We start from the raw sequence: 17,928 nt of genomic DNA, 5'->3' as shown, positions 1-17,928 counted from the left end.
CCCATGTGGCAGTACCAGGCGCCGTTGCGCGATATGCAATTTGTCTTTGAACACTGGCTTGATGCCCCGCGGGCCTGGGCGCAAACCACGCGTTTCGAGGGGCTGGATCTGGCCCTGGCGCAGCAGGTCCTGGAACAGGCCGGGCGATTCAGTAGCCAGGTTCTTGCGCCGCTCAACAGCAGCGGCGATCGCCAGGGCTGCGGTTTTGAGGCAGGCCAGGTGACCACTCCGAGCGGTTTTGTTGAGGCTTATCGTGCCTATACCGAAGGCGGCTGGTCAGCCCTGGCCTGCGATGAGGCCGATGGTGGGCAGGGGTTGCCGCAGTTGCTCGATGCGGCGCTGCAGGAAATGCTCTATGCCAGCAACCACGGCTGGGCCATGTACACCGGCATCGCCCACGGCGCCTACCTGTGCCTCAAGGCCCATGCACCGGAGTGGATCAAGGCGCGTTATTTACCGCAGATTGTCAGCGGTGAAATCTTGCCGACCATGTGCCTGACCGAGCCGCAGGCGGGCAGCGATGTCGGCCTGCTACGCAGTCGTGCCGAGCCGCAGGATGACGGCAGTTACCGCGTGACCGCCAGTAAGCTGTTTATCTCGGGTGGTGAGCACGACCTGAGCGCCAATATCCTGCATCTGGTACTGGCCCGATTGCCCAATGCGCCTGCTGGCAGTCGCGGCATTTCGCTGTTCCTGGTGCCCAAGCTATTGGATGACCATCAGACCAACAACGTGCGTTGCGATGGCATCGAACACAAGATGGGAATCAGGGCGAGCGCCACCTGCTCTCTGGTGTTCGAACAAGCGCAAGGCTGGCTGATTGGCGAGGCCAACCGCGGCCTGGCCGCGATGTTTGTGATGATGAACTCGGCGCGGCTGCATGTTGGCCTGCAAGGCCTGGGACATGCCGAGGCGGCGTGGCAGAACGCGCGCAGCTATGCCCGGGAGCGCAAGCAAATGCGCGCCCCCGTGCGGCCTGCCGGGGTGAGTGCCGCAGACGCCGACCCGATCCATTTCCACCCGGCCATGCGCCGCACCTTGCTTGAGTTGCGCGCCTGTACCGAGGGCATGCGGGCTGTGGGCTATTGGGTGGCGCATCTGCTTGATCAGGCCGAGCATCACTCGAGCCCGGTCGAACGTCAGCGTGCCTTGCAACTGGCACAACTGCTGACACCCGTGATCAAGGCGTTTTTCACCGACCAGGGGTTCCACCTGGCCAGCAGTGCGCTGCAGGTATTTGGTGGTTACGGCTATGTGAGCGAGTTCGCCATCGAACAAACCCTGCGCGACAGCCGGATCGCGATGATTTACGAGGGCAGCAACGAAATTCAGGCCAATGATCTGTTGCTGCGTAAGGTGCTGGGCGATGACGGGCAGGCGTTTGCCCAATTGTTGCTGGTGATGCGCGAAGAGGCTGCGCAGGCCTTGAGTACCAATGATTGCGCCAGTTTTGGCACTGAACTGGCGGTGCTCTGCGACAAACTGACAGCGGTAGTGAGTGCGGTGCGTGAGCGGGCTGTAGAGGAGGGCGAATATCCCTATCGGGTTGCCGGGGACTTTTTGCAATTGTGCGGCGTTGCGCTGTTGGGGTTTGCCTGGGCGCGTGCGGCGCGTGTTTCCCGGTTGCTGCCCGACAGTGATCCGTTGCAAGCCAGCAAGCTGCAAACCGCACACTTCTTTTTCGCTTATGGGCTTCCCGAGGCTGACTATCGCATTGCGTCAATCCATGCGGCAAAGGCAGGCCTGGCGTTTATTGAGCCCTAGGTTGTCGGGTTAGTGGATCCAATTGACTGGTTGTCTAAGCTCAAAACCAATTGAGCCCGGTGTCAGCGCCTCCTTGTGACGAGACTGGTCGATAATCGAACGGTAAAGTTGAGTCGATAGCCTAAATATAACTTCTTGTTTTTAAAGGATATAAATTATTTAAGCATATTGGTTTCAGTATTCATCTGCAGATTTTCTGGCGAGTGCGCCAGTTCCTCATATTGCCTGTGGATCCATTAACAGGTTGACTAGCGCCCTGGTGACGGCTGGATCCCCTCCTGACCGTCACCCATAAAAATTACAAAAAAAGGGTCTCGTCATGAAAGGCTTATCCAGGGCGCAGAACTGCCTGAGTTCTGCCCGTTTTATGTCTGCGCGCAATACCGTTGCTTGCCATGCCCCGATCATTTGCGACAGGCAGGTGCAGTGATGGCTATCGATCTGAAATTACGCGTGGATAACGGTCCGATGGTGGGATTTCAATGGCTTGCCATCGGGATTTGCATCGTGCTGAACATGATCGATGGTTTTGATGTGCTGGTGATGGCGTTCACTGCCGCTTCGGTGTCGGCCGAGTGGGCGCTGAACGGAGCGCAAATCGGCATGTTGCTCAGTGCCGGATTGTTCGGCATGGCGGCGGGTTCGCTGTTTATCGCGCCCTGGGCGGACCGTATCGGTCGGCGCCCGTTGATCCTGTTGTGTCTGGTGGTGAGCGGGACGGGCATGCTGCTCTCGGCATTGAGCCAGTCACCGCTGCAACTGGCGCTGTTGCGCGGGCTGACGGGGTTGGGCATCGGCGGGATTCTGGCCAGCAGTAACGTGATTGCCAGTGAATATGCCAGCAAGCGCTGGCGTGGTCTGGCGGTGAGCCTGCAATCCACCGGTTATGCCCTTGGCGCAACCCTGGGTGGCTTGCTGGCGGTCTGGTTCTTGACGCATTGGGGCTGGCGTTCGGTGTTTGTTTTCGGTGGCGTTGCCACCTTTGCAGTGATTCCGTTGGTGCTGCTATGGCTGCCCGAGTCGCTCGACTTCTTGCTGGCCCGCCGCCCGGCCACGGCCTTGCAGCGCATCAACCGTCTGGCCCGCCGACTCGGCCAGCCGGCCCTGAGCCAATTGCCTGCTGTGGTGGCGAGCCCTGCAGGGACCCGTACCGGCCTGAGCAAGCTGTTGGCACCGGCCATGCGGCGCACCACATTGCTGATCTGGTTGTTGTTCTTCCTGGTGATGTTCGGGTTCTATTTTGTAATGAGCTGGACCCCAAAACTGCTGGTGTCGGCCGGGCTTTCGGCGCAGCAGGGCATTACGGGTGGCGTGCTGCTGAGTGTGGGCGGAATCTTCGGCGCGGCACTGATCGGTGGCTTGTCATCACGCTGGCCGCTGACCCGTGTGTTGTCGCTGTTTATGCTGATTACTGCAGGTTTGCTGGTGCTGTTTGTCGGCTCCGGGTCTTCGGTCATGACTGCGTTGGGGCTTGGCTTGCTGATCGGGATGTTTGCCAATGGCTGCGTTGCCGGGCTCTATGCGTTGTCCCCCGTCGTGTATGACGCATCAGTGCGCGCCACGGGCGTGGGCTGGGGTATCGGCATTGGCCGTGTTGGCGCAATTTTGTCGCCTATCGTGGCCGGTTTCCTGCTGGATGGCGGCTGGCAGCCGCTGCATCTGTACGGGGTATTTGCCGTCGTCTTTGTCATTGCCGCAGGTTGTTTGCTGCTGCTCAAACCTTCTGCGGCTCAGGCGCAGCCAGCATTGGCCGAGGCCTGATTCAGCCGCCTGATTAATGCCCGGCCTGGTCGGGCACATTCCTCATACCTACAGAGTTGGGCGGGCTATTTCAGCTGCGGGGAGCGGCTGCGCCCAAAAAACCGGAGAACAATAATAATGAAGATGCTCACCAGTTTGCTGTCGTTGTCTGTTTGCGCATCGGCAATGGCCCAGGACGAAGGTTTTATTGACGGTGCCAAGGCTGATTTGCTGTTGCGCAACTACTACTTCAATCGGGATTTTCGCGATCACAGCGCAGGTAAAAGCAAGGTCGATGAATGGGCGCAGGGCTTTATTCTCAAGTTAAGTTCCGGTTACACCCCAGGACCAGTGGGCTTTGGTCTGGAAGGCATTGCGATGCTCGGGGTCAAGCTCGACAGCAGCCGTGTGGCCAGCGGCTCCGAGCTATTGCCGGTGAACAGTGATGGGCGCGCAGCCGACAATTTTGGTCGTGCGGGGCTGGCGGCCAAGGCCCGCTTTTCGGCAACCGAGTTGAAAATTGGCGAGTTGCTGCCGGATGTTCCGGTGTTGCGCTATGACGATGGTCGCCTGCTGCCCCAGACCTTCCGCGGGGCTATGCTGGTGTCCAAAGAGATTGAAGGCCTGGGGCTGCAGGCTGGGCAATACCGGGCTGTAAGCTTGCGCAACTCTTCGGATATGCAGGATCTCTCGGCCTGGGCTGCGCCGGGGGTGACCTCTGACCGATTCAATTATGCCGGTGCGGAATATCGCTTCAATGAGCAGCGTACGCAGGTCGGCGTGTGGCATTCGCAGCTGGCGGATATCTATCAGCAAAGCTATTTCAACGTGCTGCACAAACAGCCGGTAGGCGATTGGGTGCTGGGCGCCAACCTCGGTTATTTTATCGACAAGGACGATGGCAGTGCGCGTATCGGCCAGGTCAGTAGCCGCACGGCATACGGACTGTTTTCGGCGGCAACCGGTGGCCATACGCTGTACTTGGGGTTGCAGCGGGTCAGTGGCGACAGCAGCTGGATGTCGGTCTACGGCAGCAGCGGGCGTACGCTGGGCAACGACATGTTCAACGGTAATTTCAGTAACGCCGACGAGCGTTCCTGGCAAGCGCGTTATGACTACAACTTTGCTGCGCTCGGGGTGCCGGGGTTACTGGCGATGGTTCGCTATGGGCATGGCGACAATGCAACGACCAAGCAGGGCAGCAACGGCAAGGAGTGGGAGCGCGACACCGAGGTCGGGTATACCTTCCAGAGCGGTACGCTGAAGAATCTGAGTGTGCGGGTCAACAACGCCACCAACCGGCGCAGCTTTAACAGCGACTTCGACCAGACCCGGGTAGTGGTGAGTTATCCGTTGTCGATGTAACGCGAGAAGTCTTTGCGTGCCTTGTAGCCGCAGCCTTGTTCCTTCAGCAGCGGCTTAAGATACTTCAAGCGTGGGAGCGAGCCTGCTCGCGAAGATCATTCGCGAGCAGGCTCGCTCCCACTGGGGCTTGACCTGGAGCAGAGTATCTACAGGTTTGGTTTGTACCTTGGCTGATTCCTGTAGCCGCTCTTGCGTTACTATGCCTGCTCACGTTTTCTGGATGTTGTCTGGATGAGCAAACCAGGTCAATTGGTGCTGATCGCACTGCGCAAAATGATTGCCTCGGGCGAACTGGCCGCAGGCGAACGCTTGATGGAAACTCCCACCGCTGAATTGTTCGGTGTCTCTCGGATGCCGGTCCGTATGGCTTTCCGCACTCTGGAGCAGGAAGGCCTGTTGGTGCGGTTTGGCGGGCGCGGTTTTCAGGTGCGTTCGGTGAGTGCCAATGACATCGCGGGTGCGGTTGAAGTACGCGGTGTGCTAGAAGGCCTTGCGGCACGGTTAACGGCCGAACGCGGATTGTCGGTAGAGGCGCGGGCGGCCCTGGAGTTATGTTTGCTGCAAGGTGATGAGTTGTTCGACAAGGGCTTTGTCACTGAAGACGATCTTGAGGTGTATCACGATCTCAATATGCGTTTTCATCAGGTTATCGTTGAGGGCAGCCACAACCCGGCTATCGCGGATGCGCTGGCGCGCAATGATCATTTGCCGTTTGCTTCGGTGACGGCGCTGGCGGTTGATCGCAAGGATATGGCGCGTGAGTACCGGCGTTTCAACTACGCCCATATGCAGCACCATTCGGTGTTCGATGCGCTGGTCAGTCGCCAGGGTGCTCGCGCCGAAGCAATTATGCGCGAGCATGCCAATGCGACCTTGCGCTATGCCGAAATCTTCGGCTCGGCGACGGCTGATGAGCGGATGAAGGTCATTCACCGCTCCGGTTGAGGCTTAGATATCCAGCACTAGCAGAGGGGATTTCGAGCGCGAGCAGCACGGTGTGAACTGGTCGTTGCAGGCTTGCTCGTCCTCGGTGAGGAACATGTCGCGGTGATCCGGCACGCCTTCAAGTACCCGGGTCAGGCACGTGCCGCACACCCCTTGCTCGCACGACATGGGGATCTCGATGCCGTGACTTTCCAGCACCTGAACCACGGTTTTATCGGCTGGAATATCGAAGACCTGGCCGGTGCTGCCCACCTTGACTGCAAAACTACCGTCATTGCTGCTGTCCACGGGGGCGGCGGCGAAGTATTCGCGGTGCAGCGCCTGTTCCTGCCAGCCTTGAGTGCGGGCACTTTCCAGAATGTGCTGCATGAAACCGCCGGGGCCACATACATACAGATGATTGCCGGCTTGTGGATTGGCCAGTACCCGGGCCGCATCCAGCGCAGTTTCGGGCTGTTCGTCGAAGTGTAAAAACACCCGGTCGGCAAAAGGCGAAAGCTGGATACGCTCGACAAAGGCTGCTCGCTCGCTGGAGCGGGCGCAGTAATGCACCTCGAAATCTGCCCCGCTGTGGGCCAGGCGTTCCGCCATGCACAGAATCGGTGTGATCCCGATTCCGCCTGCAAACAACAGGCTGCGCCGGGCTTCATGGATCAGCGGGAACAAGTTGCGCGGTTCGCTGATGCGCAGGCGGTCGCCGCTATTGATCTGTTCATGCAGGCTTTGTGAGCCGCCGCGTGAAGCCGGGTCCCGGAGCACGCCAATCAGATAGCGGTGCTGCTCCTCGGGATGGTTGCACAGGGAATACTGACGGATCAGGCCGCCGGGCAGATGAACATCAATATGCGAACCGGCGCTGAACGCGGGCAGGGCGCTGCCATCGACGCTGGCCAGTTCATAACTGCAAATACCTTGGGCTTCGTTGTTGCGCGATACCACCACCACATCAATCATGTTACATCCTCGAAGCGTTGCCATTCTGGGGGGCGGGCGCAGGTGTATGCGCCATGCCCGGGGAGTTACTGCGCGGTGGCGATCAGTTGTGGTTCGGGGGTGCGTTCGCTGGCAATGATGCGGTCCAGAACCCGGCGTGACTGCACGCCGCCCGAGTCAATATTGAGCTTGAGTAATGCGCGTTGCGGGTGGTCCAGCAGGTTTTGCTGCTGGCGCTCGAGCATTTCCAGGTCTTCGCTGAAAATCTTGCCCTGACCCTCGCGAATAGTGGCTGTAAGCTCCTGGTCCTGAGGGTTGAAGTTGCGTGCCATGCCCCAGAAATACCAGATCGAGGTGTCGGTTTCGGGAGTGATAAAGTCAACCACGATGCTCGCTGCCTTGAACTCGGGCGCCGCGTGATATCCGCCTTTGCCTGCGTGAGCGACCCCGACTTCGATCAGGACGTGGCTCGGTGGCGAGAAACGGCAAATCTGCCAGCGGTCCACCGGCACATCGTCGGCCAGATTGTTGCCGCGCAATGCCATGCGCCAGAACGGCGGGGGCATGATGTTTTCCATATGGCGCGCTGTGACCACTTCGTTGCCCTCAACGGTGGTGGTCGGGGCCACTTCGTCGATTTCCTTTTGGCCAATGCTGGAGGCGTGGACGTAGGTCTCATGGGTCAGGTCCATCAGGTTGTCGATCATCAGGCGATAATCGCAGCCGATATGAAACAGTCCGCCGCCATAGGCCCACTCGTCACTCACCGCCCATTCCAGGTGGTGGATCAGTGCCGGGTCGGCCTGGTCCTGATCGCCGGGCCATACCCAGACAAAGCCGTAGCGTTCGACCACGGCATAGGTTTTGTTGCACGGGAAGCCGCGTACCCGCTGTCCGGGCATCTCGACGGTCTTGCCGTCGCAGCCCATCACCAGGCCGTGGTAGCCGCACACCAGATTGCCGTTTTCGACATAGCCCAGCGAGAGCGGTGCGCCGCGGTGCGGGCAGAAATTCTCGACAGCGGCCACCCGGTTTTCATGGCCGCGATAGAAAACCATCTTTTCGCCGCATATCTGCCTGCCCAAGGGCTTGTCGGTAATTTCATCGGGGGTGCACGCGACATACCAAGTGTTTTTTGGGTACATGACCAATCTCCAGATCAGGTGTTATTGCTTTTATGGATCCATTAAGCGGCATCTTGAACTTTCAAGTCAATTTGCCGCGCTGGAAATATGCGGATTATTTAGGTGTTTTTGCGATTACCGAACACAAAATTAAAAACGCACACGCATAGTGGATCCATTAAAAATATCTGGATCAATGGCTGATGTTCATCAACGCTTTTGCGATAAGGCTATAAACTACAAGCCTGTGTGGTTCTGACTCCTTGGTCATGGGCCTGTTAGATCATCGATAGCGAGCAGTGCATCCCTTAAATGAGCAACCCCACTTCTTCCTCCAGCGCCAACTGGCAGCCGGTCATCGCGCTGGCGCTGGCCGCTTTTGTGTTCAACACCACTGAATTTGTGCCTGTGGGGCTGTTAAGCGCGATTGGTGCAAGCTTTGACATGACCACGGCCAGTGTCGGGTTGATGCTCACCATCTATGCGTGGGTGGTGTCACTGGCCTCGCTGCCGATCATGTTGATGACCCGCAACGTGGAGCGGCGCAAGTTGCTGCTGATTCTGTTCGGGCTGTTTATTGTCAGCCACGTGCTGTCGAGCCTGGCGAACAACTTCGGGATCCTGTTGCTGAGCCGGATCGGTGTAGCGCTGTCCCATGCGTTGTTCTGGTCCATCACTGCGTCGCTGGCGGTGCGGCTGGCGCCGGAGGGCAAGCAGGTACAGGCGCTGGGCCTGCTGGCAACCGGTACATCACTGGCGATGGTGATGGGTGTGCCTCTGGGGCGTTTGCTGGGTGAGGCCATGGGCTGGCGCACGACCTTTATCGTGATTGGCGGGCTGGCCGCGTTACTGGTGTTTTGGCTGGCTCGTACTCTGCCATTGCTGCCGAGCCAGAACTCCGGCTCCCTCAGAAGCCTGCCGGTACTGTTCAAGCGCCCGGCACTGGTGGCGGTTTATGTGCTGACAGCGGTGGTGATCACTGCGCAGTTCACCGCTTACAGCTATATCGAACCTTTTGTGCAAAACGTGGCTGGCATGAGCGGTAGCACCGTCACCTTGATTCTGTTGCTGTTCGGTGGCGCCGGGATTATCGGTTCGCTGTGCTTCAGCTGGTTCCACAAGTACAGCCCGCAAGGCTTCCTGCTCACGGCTGTGGGGCTGCTTGCGCTGTGCCTGTTGCTGCTGTTGCCGGCCAGCAACTGGATCGAGTCCCTGGGCGTGCTGAGTATTGTCTGGGGGGTGGCGATCATGGGTTTTGGCCTGGCGTTGCAGTCCAGGGTGCTGACCCTGGCGCCCGATGCGACGGATGTGGCGATGGCCATGTTCTCGGGCATTTACAACATTGGCATCGGCGGCGGTGCACTGCTGGGCAGCTCGGTTGGCAGCCATTTCGGCTTTGCCTGGATCGGCCTGGTGGGTGGTTCATTGGCAGGGCTGGCGTTGGCGGGTTTTGGCTGGACAATGTACCGTTTGAAACAAGCGGGCCAGGCAACCTGAAGTGTTGACGGCCTTGGGCCGTCAACTGGCATCAGTGCCGTGGGTAGTTGAAGCGCGGGTCCTTCAACCATTCCTGCAGTTCAATTTCCGCCTGTTCCAGTGCAGTGCGGTTCAGCAACTTGCGCAGCAATGCCACATTTACCGCCCGCGAGCGCAGGTTAAAGGCCGGTGCACTGTCATTGTCATCGCCGGGTTGGCGCACACCCAGCTTCTCGTAAAGCTGTTGCAGGCGATTTTGCACGCTGCGCAACGACAAGTTGCGCCGCTGGGCAATAACCCGGTCCGTCAGCCCCAGCGCGATATCTTGCAGCACTTCATACTCGGTATCGGTCAGGCCCAGTAGCTGGTTCTGGCTTTTCTGCTGTACCCCGCGCACCTCACGGTCGATCACGCATTGCTGTTCGATAAACAGGCTGCGCAGTGCCAGCCGCAGGCGATCTTCCGAGGCGGTCTTGAGGATGTAGCCGTAGGCTGCTCCCTCCGGCACGATCCGCGAGATCCCCCGCACGTAGGCTTCATCGGCGTAGTTGGACCAGAACATGATCGAGGTGTGCGGGCGTTCACGCCAGATCGCCCGTGCGGCCTCAACCCCGGTACGACGCGGCATTTGCAGGTCCATGACGACCGAAGTGATGGCAAACTCTTGCGCCAGGCGCTCGCCTACCAGCCCGTCTTCGGCCTCATGCAAGCGCACGCATTCGGGCAGTGCGCCTTCGATGACTTCCTTGAAGAACGCGCGATGCACCGGATCGTCTTCGATTAACAGGATTTCCATGACTGTTTCCTATGCCTGACCCGCGTTCGACGGCAGCGGCAGACTGATTTGCACACAGGTGCCTTTACCGTCCGGGCCTTTGTCGATTTGCACATGGGCGCTGAGCAGTTGAGCGCGAACCTGCATGTTCTTGATGCCCCCGGTTTCCAGGCGGCTGACGCTGTTCAGGCCGGGGCCGTCGTCGAGTATGGTCAGGTGCAAGTGGCTGAGGGTAGCGGTAATTTCGACCACAATTGCATGCGGCGCGGCATGCTTGATCGCATTATTGACGGCCTCCTGAATAATGCGAAACAAGGCAATTTTTTGCGGCTCGGCCAAATCGTTGGCCAGCCCGTTCGTGTAATCGCGCAGATGCGTGACTATCGCCAGGCCACTGTTGCGCACACTACGCAGCAACAGGTCTTCCAGGCCTTCGACAAAACCGAACAGTTGCAAGATGGTCGGTTTGACCGCATCAATGATCAGCCTCAATTCCTGCATGCTTTCGTATAGCGCTTGGCCGATGGGGGCCAGATCACTGGCTGCAACCTGGTCGAGCAATTGCAGGCGGGCAAGGCGCCGGTGCAGGCGGGTCATGTCAGCCAGGGTCTGGTCGTGCAGGTCCATACCGATGCGCTGGCGTTCGTTTTCCAGCTCCTCGGTGAGGCGCAGCACACCAAGGCGCAGGCCTTCTTCACGGGCCCGGATCTGCGCTTGGGCAATGGCCAGTTGCTTGGCTTGCTCAGTCTGGCGCAAGGCGTACAGATAGGACGCCAGCAAGTCAGCCACATGCTGGGTGTGGCGCACGTCATCGAGGGTATAGAAGTTGGCCACATGGGTGGAACAACTTAGTGCGCCGATCACTTCACCCCGGGCGCGCAGCGGCACATGCAGGCGGCTGCGCAAGTGCGCGTCGAAAATCGGGTTGTTGAGCGCGCCGGGGAATTGAAAACGTTCATCGTTCATGGCGTCGTCGCTGAGGATATACGGCTCCATGCCCAGCAGCAGTGTGCGGATCGGGCTGCGCGCAATTTCCAGCGGATGAATCGCAAATTCGCTCCAGACCGTATGCAGGCCGGTCTCGTAAGCCGACAGGTGATTGTCGTCGTCCAGCAGCAGGCTGACGTCGAGATGGTCATGGGGCAGGATAAAACGAATCTCTTCGGACACTGCTTCAATCATTGACTGAAAGTCCAGGCGTCCGGCCAGTGCGCGGGAAATTCCCAGAAAGTGGTGCAACACGTTCTCTGCCGCGATGGGGACTCTTTGCGCCATGACCTGCATTCCATGAAAAGGCTCCCCGGTGGTAGCCCTGGGGCGAAGTATGGCCCAAAGAGCAGGCGGCGCAGAGGCAAAAGAGCTGCATGGATGCGCGTTTCTTTTGCGGGATCCCGCAGGTTATTTGCGTGCAAAGGGTATCAAGTGTGCAGTAACGCTCCAGACACAGGCCTTGGGCCCTAGCACACTGGCGGCGCCACTCAGTAAGCAGGTACGACCGAATCAATCGGCGACCGATACCCACAATAATAAAAAGGGTTATGTCATGGAACGTCACATGCTGCGCTGCGCCTTGTTGTCTTCTGCATTGTTGCTTGCCCCCTTTATGTCCGCCCAGGCCGACACGGCCGATAAAACCATTGCACTGTCGAATAATTACGCCGGTAATTCCTGGCGCCAAAGCATGCTCAGCAGTTGGCAGCAAACCACTGACCAGGCGGTGAAGGCGGGGATCATTGCCGGTGCCGACTCATTTACCACCGGCGAAAACCAGGCCACCGAGCAGGCGGCACAAATCCAGAACCTGATCCTTCAGGGTTACAACGCCATCGTCATAGATGCGGCGTCGCCAACGGCCTTGAACGGCGCAGTGAAACAGGCCTGCGATGCCGGAATCATCGTGGTCTCCTTTGACGGTGTGGTGACTGAGCCCTGCGCGTATCGCATCTCCATGGACTTCAAGCAAAGCGGTCTGGATGGCATGAACTATCTGGCCAAGCGCTTTCCTGGCGGCGCCAATATCCTTGAAGTGCGCGGTCTGGCCGGTGTCTCGGTGGACGAGTTGATACACACCGGGGTCATGGCCGGGACGAGTAAACATCCGCAGTTGAAAGTCGTCGGTTCAGTCAACGGCAACTGGTCGCAGACGGCCGCGCAAAAGGCGGTAGCGGGGATCTTGCCGAGCCTGCCGAAAATCGACGCGGTAGTGACGCAAGGCGATGACGGTTTTGGCGTGGCCCAGGCATTTACGGCAGCCGGTCGCCCGCTGCCGGTGATCATCTTCGGCAACCGCGAAGAGGAGTTGGCCTGGTGGAAAAAACAGAAGGACGCCAATGGCTATGAGGCCTTCTCGATCTCCAGTGCGCCAAGCATTTCCAGCCTGGCATTTTGGGTCGCCCAGCAATTGCTCGACGGCAAGCAAATGCCCCATGACCTGTTGTCGCCCGCCATCAGCGTGACTCAGGACACACTCGAAAGCTCGCTCAAGGGGTTGGAGAAGGGCGGCATCGTCAGCCATGTCTATAGCGTTGATGACGTCGCCCAACTGAAGAGCCCTGTGGCGCAGTAAGCGCAGCCAGCCGAGGAAAAGAGTCATGACCATGACCCCAGCACCGCTGGTTGACCTTAAAGGGGTTGGCAAGCATTTTGGCGCCGTACGCGCATTGAATGAAGTGGATCTGTCGTGTCAGGCCGGGGAGTGTCTGGGCCTGATTGGCCACAACGGCGCGGGCAAGTCGACGCTGATGCATATTCTTGCGGGCACCCTGCGCGCTGACTGCGGCGTGTTGCTGATGGGCGGTGAAGATGTACGCCACGGCTACTCGGTGCAGGTGGCACGCCAGCACGGTATCCGCTGCGTGTTTCAAGAGTTGTCGCTGTGTCCCAACCTGACCGTGGCCGAAAATACCCGGCTGATGTGCCCCGGATTGCGCGGCTTTGGCTGGCGGCGCAAAGCTGGCGCGCTGATTGTGGCGAGCCTGGACAGTATCTTCCCCGGCCACGGCATCAACCCCGCCGATGTGGTGGCCGACCTGCCTATCGGCCAGCGCCAGATGGTGGAAATCGCCCGGGCCTTTACCTGTGTTGATGAGCACCTGGCGTTGGTGATTCTTGACGAACCGACCTCGTCTCTGGACGCGCGAGTTGCCGAGCAATTACTCGGTTACGTACGGCACTATGTTGAAAGCGGCGGTTGTGTGGTGCTGATCAGTCATATCCTCGGCGAGATGCTCGCTACCTGTGACCGGATAGCGGTAATGAGTGACGGCTGCGTGGTTGATGTGCGTGCGGCCCGTGCGTTTACCCATGCCACACTGGTGGAGTCGATGGGCACCGTGACCCGCTCGCAGGGTGAACATTATGAATTCGTCTCCAAACGCGGCAGTGCACAGCCGGTCGTCAACCAACGCCCGGCCCGCCAGCAAAATGGCCAGACTGTTGCCGCCTGGCCCGGTGAGATTGTCGGGCTGGCGGGGTTGGCCGGGCAGGGCCAAAGCCAGTTGCTGGTGCAGTTGTTGCGCGAACGCATTGCAAGCGGCAAGCGTGTGGCGCTGGTCGCGGGGGATCGACAAACCGATGGCGTGTTCAGCCTGTGGTCGATAGCCGAAAACATCACCATCAGTTCCTTGGCTGCACTCAAGCGCGGCGCGTTGATTGACCCGCAGGCCGAACAGGCGATGGCGGCCGAGTGGCAAGCGCGTATGGGTATTCGCACCCCGGACATGAACCAGCCGATCCTGTCGCTTTCAGGCGGCAACCAGCAAAAGGCCCTGTTTGCCCGCGCCTTGGGCAGCGACAGCGACCTGATCCTGATGGACGACCCGATGCGTGGTGTCGATGTAGGCACCAAGCGCGAGGTCTACGCGATCATCAAGGAGGAGGCGGCCCGTGGCCGGACATTTATCTGGTACACCACGGAGCTGGAAGAGCTTGACCACTGTGACCATATCTACGTGTTCCGCAGCGGTCAGGCGGTAGCAGATGTGCCCCGTAATGAACTGAGTGAAGCGCAAATCCTGCGCAGTTCCTTTCAGGAGGAGGTGGCATGAACGCGCCTCAACCCATGACGTTAAAACCCCAACCCATGCTCAGTGGCACTCAGGGTGCGGCGGTCAACCGCGCCCGCTGGCTGCGCAATGCCTTGCCGGCGTTTTCGTTGATCGTATTGCTGGGCACCATCTTTATCATGCAGCCGCGGGCCATGAGCTACATGGGCATGAACCTGATGCTCAACCTGGCGGTGCCCATTGCCTTGGCGACCATCGCGCAGATGTTGATTATCACGGTCAACGATCTGGACCTTTCGCTGGGCAGCTTTATCAGTTTTGTCGCCTGTGTCGCTGCGACCCTGCTCAACGATCACCCTTTGTTGGGCAGCCTGGCGCTGCTCGGGTGCATCGGGGTGTATGCATTGCTGGGGGCGCTGATCCATATCCGCCAGCTACCGGCGATTGTGGTGACGCTGGGCATGTCGTTTATCTGGGTCGGCGGCGCCGTACTGCTGTTGCCTGCACCCGGCGGCAGCGCGCCGCAATGGTTGCAGGCACTGGTCAAGATCAAGACTCCGCTGCTGCCGTTTGCGGTGGTGGTCTGTGTTTTGTTGGCCATCGCGGTGCACCTGTTTTTGATGCGCTCAACCTGGGGCGTGGTGTTGCGCGGTGCGGGGGGCAACCCGTTGGCGATTGCCAAGGCGGGTTGGTCGCTGCTGCGGATCAAGGTCACGCTGTACGCCATGGCCGGGAGCTTTGGGGTGTTGTCGGGGCTGTTTCTGGTGGGGCTTACCACATCGGCGGACGCCAATATGGCACTGCGTTACACCCTGCTGTCGATTGCCGGGGTGATTCTGGGCGGGGGTGAGTTCACCGGAGGCCGGGTCTCGCCGATCGGTGCGGTGTTGGGCGCGTTGACCCTGGTGCTGGCCGGTTCGTTGCTGTCGTTTATTCGCATTTCGCCTGACTGGCAGATAGGTGCCCAAGGGGCAATCCTGATCCTGGTGCTGGCGTTGCGCACTGCCGTTAACCGTCTCGAGGTACGCCCGGCATGAACCTGTCCTTGCAGTTGAATCGCGTGCGCAGCAAGCCCTGGTTGTGGTCGTTTCTGGCGGCGTTACTGGTGTGGCTGGCGACCCTGGCGTTCACCCGTGGCGAGGGTGCGGGTGCGCTGACTTCCGGTGCGTTGGCGTTCTCGGCATTCTTCGTGATCGTCGGGGTTGGGCAGATGTTCGTCATCACCACCGGTCCCGGCAATATCGACTTGTCGATTCCGGCCAATATCGCCCTGAGCGGTGCGGTGGGCATGAAGCTTATGGAGGGTCAGGACAGCCTGATTGCCGTGGGGGTGGCCGGTGTACTGGCGGTCGGAGTGCTGATCGGTTGCGCCAACTACGCGTTGATACGTGTGCTGCGCATTCCGCCGATCATCGCCACCTTGTCCGCCAGCTTTCTGTTGCAGTCCATGGCCATTGCCTACGGCCGCAGTGTGCGCATAGCTCCGCCGGAGCTGTTCTATCAATTTTCCACCGGGCGTCTGCTGGGCATCCCGTACCTGGCATTGGCGGTCGCGTTGCTGACAGTGGTGGCCGGTTATGTCTTGAGCCGAACCCTTTATGGGCGCTGGACTCTGGCCGTGGGGCAGAACATGCGCGCCGCAGAATTGGCCGGTGTGCGGGTCGAGCGGGTGCGTTGGGCCACCTACGTATTGAGTGCGGTGTTTGCCAGTGTGTGCGGCGTGTTGCTGGCCGGGTTTTCCGGCGGCGCATCGCTGAGCATGGGCGATGAATACCTGCTGGCCTCGATTGCGGTGGTGGTCATCGGCGGTACCTCGGTGGCGGGCGGTTTCTCCAACGTGCCGGGCTTGTGGGGTGCGGCGCTGTTTTTGTATTTGCTGGTGAGCATGCTCAACACCTTTGGCGCCAGTGCCGGAGTGCGGTTGATTCTTACCGGCGTGATCATTATCGCGGTGATAGCCGCCGTTAGCGGGCGCAAAAGCCAGCGCAGCCTTTGAATCAGGATAGAACCATGAGCGACGATATCTACGAGTTTCACGACAAGCGTTTTCGCAGCCTGACCTTGCCCAACACCCAGCTTGAGCGCCTTTACGATCAGTGCCGCTGGGCAGAGGGGCCGGTGTGGTTCAACGACGGTGGCTACCTGTTATGGAGTGACATTCCCAACCAGCGCATCCTGCGCTGGACCCCGGAGCAGGGCGTCTCGGTGTTTCGTGCCGCCTCCAACTTTGCCAACGGCAACACCCGCGACATACAAGGGCGATTGGTAACCTGCCAGCACGGCACCCGCAGCGTCACCCGCACCGAACCCGACGGCAGCATTACCGTGCTGGCTGACCAGTTTGAAGGCCGGCGCTTGAATTCGCCCAACGACGTAGTAGTGCACAGTGACGGTGGCATCTGGTTCACCGACCCGACTTACGGCATTCTCAGCGACTACGAAGGCTACCAGGCCGAGCCTGAACAGAGCGGGCGAAACGTCTACCGCATCGACCCGCACACGTTGCAAATTGCCTGCGTGGCTGACGACTTTGAACAGCCCAACGGCTTGGCGTTTTCCCCGGATGGGAAAACCCTGTATATCGCCGACTCGGCCCGTTCCCACGACCCGGATGCGGCGCACCATATCCGCGCCATACAGGTTGTCGACAACTGTCGCTTGGGCAGTTCTAGGGTTCTGACTCATATCGAGCCGGGCATACCTGACGGGTTGCGCATTGATGTCCAGGGTAATATCTGGACCAGCGCGGGGGACGGGATTCAGTGCTTTGATGCGAATGGGGTCATGCTGGGCAAGATCAAATTGCCGGAAAAAGTCGCCAACCTTACATTTGGTGGGCCGCGACGCAATCGGCTGTTTATTGCGGCCAATACCTCGCTGTACATGATTCATGTGGCTGTGGCGGGGGCGCAGGTGCCGTAACGGCACAGGGCTCTGGCGCAAGGCCAGAGCCCTGCAAGTGTTACACCGCGCTCAGATGCTCATACAGAATCGTGGCACCCACGATGATCAACACCACCCCGCCAACAATCTCGGCACGCTTGCCGACCAGGCTGCCGAGTGCGCGTCCGAGCATGGTGCCGATGATCACCATGGTCATGGTGGCGAGGCCGATGGCGGCTGCGGCCACCAGGATATTGACGTCGACAAACGCCAGGCCAACGCCGACTGCCAAGGCATCGATACTGGTGGCAATAGCTGTGACCACCAGAATCCAGAATCCGTGTTGCGACGGTTTGTCTTCGGGTTCGTCTTCTTCGGGCTTGACCCCGTTGTAGATCATGTACAGGCCCAGCCCCAGCAGCAGGGTGAAGGCAATCCAGTGATCCCATTGCGTGACGTAACTGCTGGCGGCCTGGCCGATGGCCCAGCCGATTACGGGCGTAATGGCTTCAATCACGCCGAAGATAAGGCCGGTGCGCAGTGCTTCGCTGAAACGTGGTTTGTGCAGGCTGGAGCCTTTACCGATGGCGGCGGCAAAAGCGTCGGTGGACATGGCAAAGGCCAGGAGAATCAGGGCAATTGGGTTCAATTCAGTCATCCAGTCGGGCTTGAGACAACGACATAGCACTGCGCGCCCGACTTCAGCACAGGTATGACGTTGGTCTCGCAAATCCAGACGGATGCTATGGCCACGGCAGGTTGCCGAGAATGTTGACCAGAGCGCCGCCACTTGCGTGACGGCCAGCTACTCCCCAAAGAGGGGGCGGACTATAGCAGCAAAATCAGAAAAAAAGCTGAAAGGCTAAATTTCGCCCAGGTTGATTCGTGCTGTAGCCGCTGAGGAGCGCAGCGAGGCTGC

The 17,928-nt window shown here is 59.4% G+C and carries 15 protein-coding genes; 10 read left to right on the top strand and 5 right to left on the bottom strand.

Annotated features, from left to right (window positions below):
* Positions 1–3: 3 nt before the first annotated feature.
* The 4 genes from N7D90_RS13290 (at position 4) to N7D90_RS13275 (ending at position 5,814) form a co-directional block, all read left to right on the top strand.
* Complete coding sequence (locus N7D90_RS13290) at positions 4–1,764, top strand: acyl-CoA dehydrogenase (protein ID WP_261738450.1); 1,761 nt, start codon at positions 4–6, stop codon at positions 1,762–1,764.
* Between the two features lie 429 nt (positions 1,765–2,193).
* The gene (locus N7D90_RS13285) at positions 2,194–3,525 is read left to right on the top strand and encodes an MFS transporter (RefSeq protein WP_261738449.1); all 1,332 of its coding nucleotides are present in this window, start codon (positions 2,194–2,196) and stop codon (positions 3,523–3,525) included.
* 117 nt (positions 3,526–3,642) lie between these two features.
* Positions 3,643–4,869, top strand: a complete 1,227-nt coding sequence (locus N7D90_RS13280; protein WP_261738448.1) for an OprD family porin — start codon at positions 3,643–3,645, stop codon at positions 4,867–4,869.
* A gap of 231 nt (positions 4,870–5,100) precedes the next feature.
* Positions 5,101–5,814: a GntR family transcriptional regulator gene (locus N7D90_RS13275; protein ID WP_261738447.1), complete on the top strand. Its 714-nt coding sequence runs from the start codon at positions 5,101–5,103 to the stop codon at positions 5,812–5,814.
* 3 nt (positions 5,815–5,817) lie between these two features.
* Here N7D90_RS13275 and N7D90_RS13270 read toward each other — a convergent pair whose 3' ends face one another.
* The gene (locus tag N7D90_RS13270) at positions 5,818–6,768 is read right to left on the bottom strand and encodes a PDR/VanB family oxidoreductase (RefSeq protein ID WP_261738446.1); all 951 of its coding nucleotides are present in this window, start codon (positions 6,766–6,768) and stop codon (positions 5,818–5,820) included.
* A 65-nt stretch (positions 6,769–6,833) separates the two neighbouring features.
* Positions 6,834–7,892: an aromatic ring-hydroxylating oxygenase subunit alpha gene (locus N7D90_RS13265; protein ID WP_261738445.1), complete on the bottom strand. Its 1,059-nt coding sequence runs from the start codon at positions 7,890–7,892 to the stop codon at positions 6,834–6,836.
* 291 nt (positions 7,893–8,183) lie between these two features.
* On the opposite strand from N7D90_RS13265, the gene N7D90_RS13260 reads away from it, so the two are divergent.
* Entirely contained in the window at positions 8,184–9,368 is a 1,185-nt protein-coding gene (locus tag N7D90_RS13260; RefSeq protein WP_261738444.1) for a sugar transporter, read from the top strand.
* 31 nt (positions 9,369–9,399) lie between these two features.
* On the opposite strand, the gene N7D90_RS13255 is transcribed toward N7D90_RS13260, so the two are convergent.
* Positions 9,400–10,143 carry a response regulator transcription factor gene (locus N7D90_RS13255; protein ID WP_261738443.1) on the bottom strand — a complete coding sequence of 248 codons (744 nt, stop codon included), beginning with the start codon at positions 10,141–10,143 and terminating at the stop codon, positions 9,400–9,402.
* A gap of 9 nt (positions 10,144–10,152) precedes the next feature.
* Positions 10,153–11,397 carry a GAF domain-containing sensor histidine kinase gene (locus tag N7D90_RS13250; protein ID WP_261738442.1) on the bottom strand — a complete coding sequence of 415 codons (1,245 nt, stop codon included), beginning with the start codon at positions 11,395–11,397 and terminating at the stop codon, positions 10,153–10,155.
* 268 nt (positions 11,398–11,665) lie between these two features.
* Between N7D90_RS13250 and N7D90_RS13245 the strand changes: the two genes are divergently transcribed.
* From N7D90_RS13245 to N7D90_RS13225, 5 genes are read left to right on the top strand one after another with little or no spacing between them, the layout of a single operon-like run.
* A complete protein-coding gene (locus N7D90_RS13245) occupies positions 11,666–12,688 on the top strand; it encodes an ABC transporter substrate-binding protein (protein WP_261738441.1) in 1,023 nt (340 codons plus the stop codon).
* 25 nt (positions 12,689–12,713) lie between these two features.
* Entirely contained in the window at positions 12,714–14,168 is a 1,455-nt protein-coding gene (locus N7D90_RS13240) for a sugar ABC transporter ATP-binding protein (protein ID WP_261738440.1), read from the top strand.
* On the top strand, positions 14,165–15,163 hold the full coding sequence (locus N7D90_RS13235; RefSeq protein WP_261738439.1) for an ABC transporter permease: 999 nt from the start codon (positions 14,165–14,167) through the stop codon (positions 15,161–15,163). Before N7D90_RS13240 ends, N7D90_RS13235 begins: the two co-directional genes overlap by 4 nt.
* The gene (locus tag N7D90_RS13230; RefSeq protein ID WP_261738438.1) at positions 15,160–16,122 is read left to right on the top strand and encodes an ABC transporter permease; all 963 of its coding nucleotides are present in this window, start codon (positions 15,160–15,162) and stop codon (positions 16,120–16,122) included. Before N7D90_RS13235 ends, N7D90_RS13230 begins: the two co-directional genes overlap by 4 nt.
* Positions 16,123–16,136: 14 nt before the next feature.
* Positions 16,137–17,048, top strand: a complete 912-nt coding sequence (locus N7D90_RS13225; RefSeq protein ID WP_261738437.1) for an SMP-30/gluconolactonase/LRE family protein — start codon at positions 16,137–16,139, stop codon at positions 17,046–17,048.
* A gap of 40 nt (positions 17,049–17,088) precedes the next feature.
* Here the strand turns inward: N7D90_RS13225 and mntP are convergent, their stop codons facing one another.
* Positions 17,089–17,658 (bottom strand): manganese efflux pump MntP, encoded by a 570-nt coding sequence (mntP, locus tag N7D90_RS13220; RefSeq protein WP_261742442.1) that lies wholly within the window; start codon positions 17,656–17,658, stop codon positions 17,089–17,091.
* Positions 17,659–17,928: the final 270 nt, after the last annotated feature.

This window comes from Pseudomonas fragi (assembly GCF_025426255.1).
Lineage (GTDB): Bacteria > Pseudomonadota > Gammaproteobacteria > Pseudomonadales > Pseudomonadaceae > Aquipseudomonas > Aquipseudomonas kulmbachensis.
Note: the sequence above shows the minus strand (reverse complement) of the source record. Positions and strands in the feature narration are given on the sequence as shown.

What these genes read in the sequence shown, in the direction of transcription:
- N7D90_RS13290 (WP_261738450.1), top strand. Translation starts at nt 4, where the DNA reads ATGTGGCAGTACCAGGCGCCGTTGCGCGATATGCAATTTGTCTTTGAA.
- N7D90_RS13285 (WP_261738449.1), top strand. Translation starts at nt 2,194, where the DNA reads ATGGCTATCGATCTGAAATTACGCGTGGATAACGGTCCGATGGTGGGA.
- N7D90_RS13280 (WP_261738448.1), top strand. Translation starts at nt 3,643, where the DNA reads ATGAAGATGCTCACCAGTTTGCTGTCGTTGTCTGTTTGCGCATCGGCA.
- N7D90_RS13275 (WP_261738447.1), top strand. Translation starts at nt 5,101, where the DNA reads ATGAGCAAACCAGGTCAATTGGTGCTGATCGCACTGCGCAAAATGATT.
- N7D90_RS13270 (WP_261738446.1), bottom strand. Translation starts at nt 6,768, where the DNA reads ATGATTGATGTGGTGGTGGTATCGCGCAACAACGAAGCCCAAGGTATT.
- N7D90_RS13265 (WP_261738445.1), bottom strand. Translation starts at nt 7,892, where the DNA reads ATGTACCCAAAAAACACTTGGTATGTCGCGTGCACCCCCGATGAAATT.
- N7D90_RS13260 (WP_261738444.1), top strand. Translation starts at nt 8,184, where the DNA reads ATGAGCAACCCCACTTCTTCCTCCAGCGCCAACTGGCAGCCGGTCATC.
- N7D90_RS13255 (WP_261738443.1), bottom strand. Translation starts at nt 10,143, where the DNA reads ATGGAAATCCTGTTAATCGAAGACGATCCGGTGCATCGCGCGTTCTTC.
- N7D90_RS13250 (WP_261738442.1), bottom strand. Translation starts at nt 11,397, where the DNA reads ATGGCGCAAAGAGTCCCCATCGCGGCAGAGAACGTGTTGCACCACTTT.
- N7D90_RS13245 (WP_261738441.1), top strand. Translation starts at nt 11,666, where the DNA reads ATGGAACGTCACATGCTGCGCTGCGCCTTGTTGTCTTCTGCATTGTTG.
- N7D90_RS13240 (WP_261738440.1), top strand. Translation starts at nt 12,714, where the DNA reads ATGACCATGACCCCAGCACCGCTGGTTGACCTTAAAGGGGTTGGCAAG.
- N7D90_RS13235 (WP_261738439.1), top strand. Translation starts at nt 14,165, where the DNA reads ATGAACGCGCCTCAACCCATGACGTTAAAACCCCAACCCATGCTCAGT.
- N7D90_RS13230 (WP_261738438.1), top strand. Translation starts at nt 15,160, where the DNA reads ATGAACCTGTCCTTGCAGTTGAATCGCGTGCGCAGCAAGCCCTGGTTG.
- N7D90_RS13225 (WP_261738437.1), top strand. Translation starts at nt 16,137, where the DNA reads ATGAGCGACGATATCTACGAGTTTCACGACAAGCGTTTTCGCAGCCTG.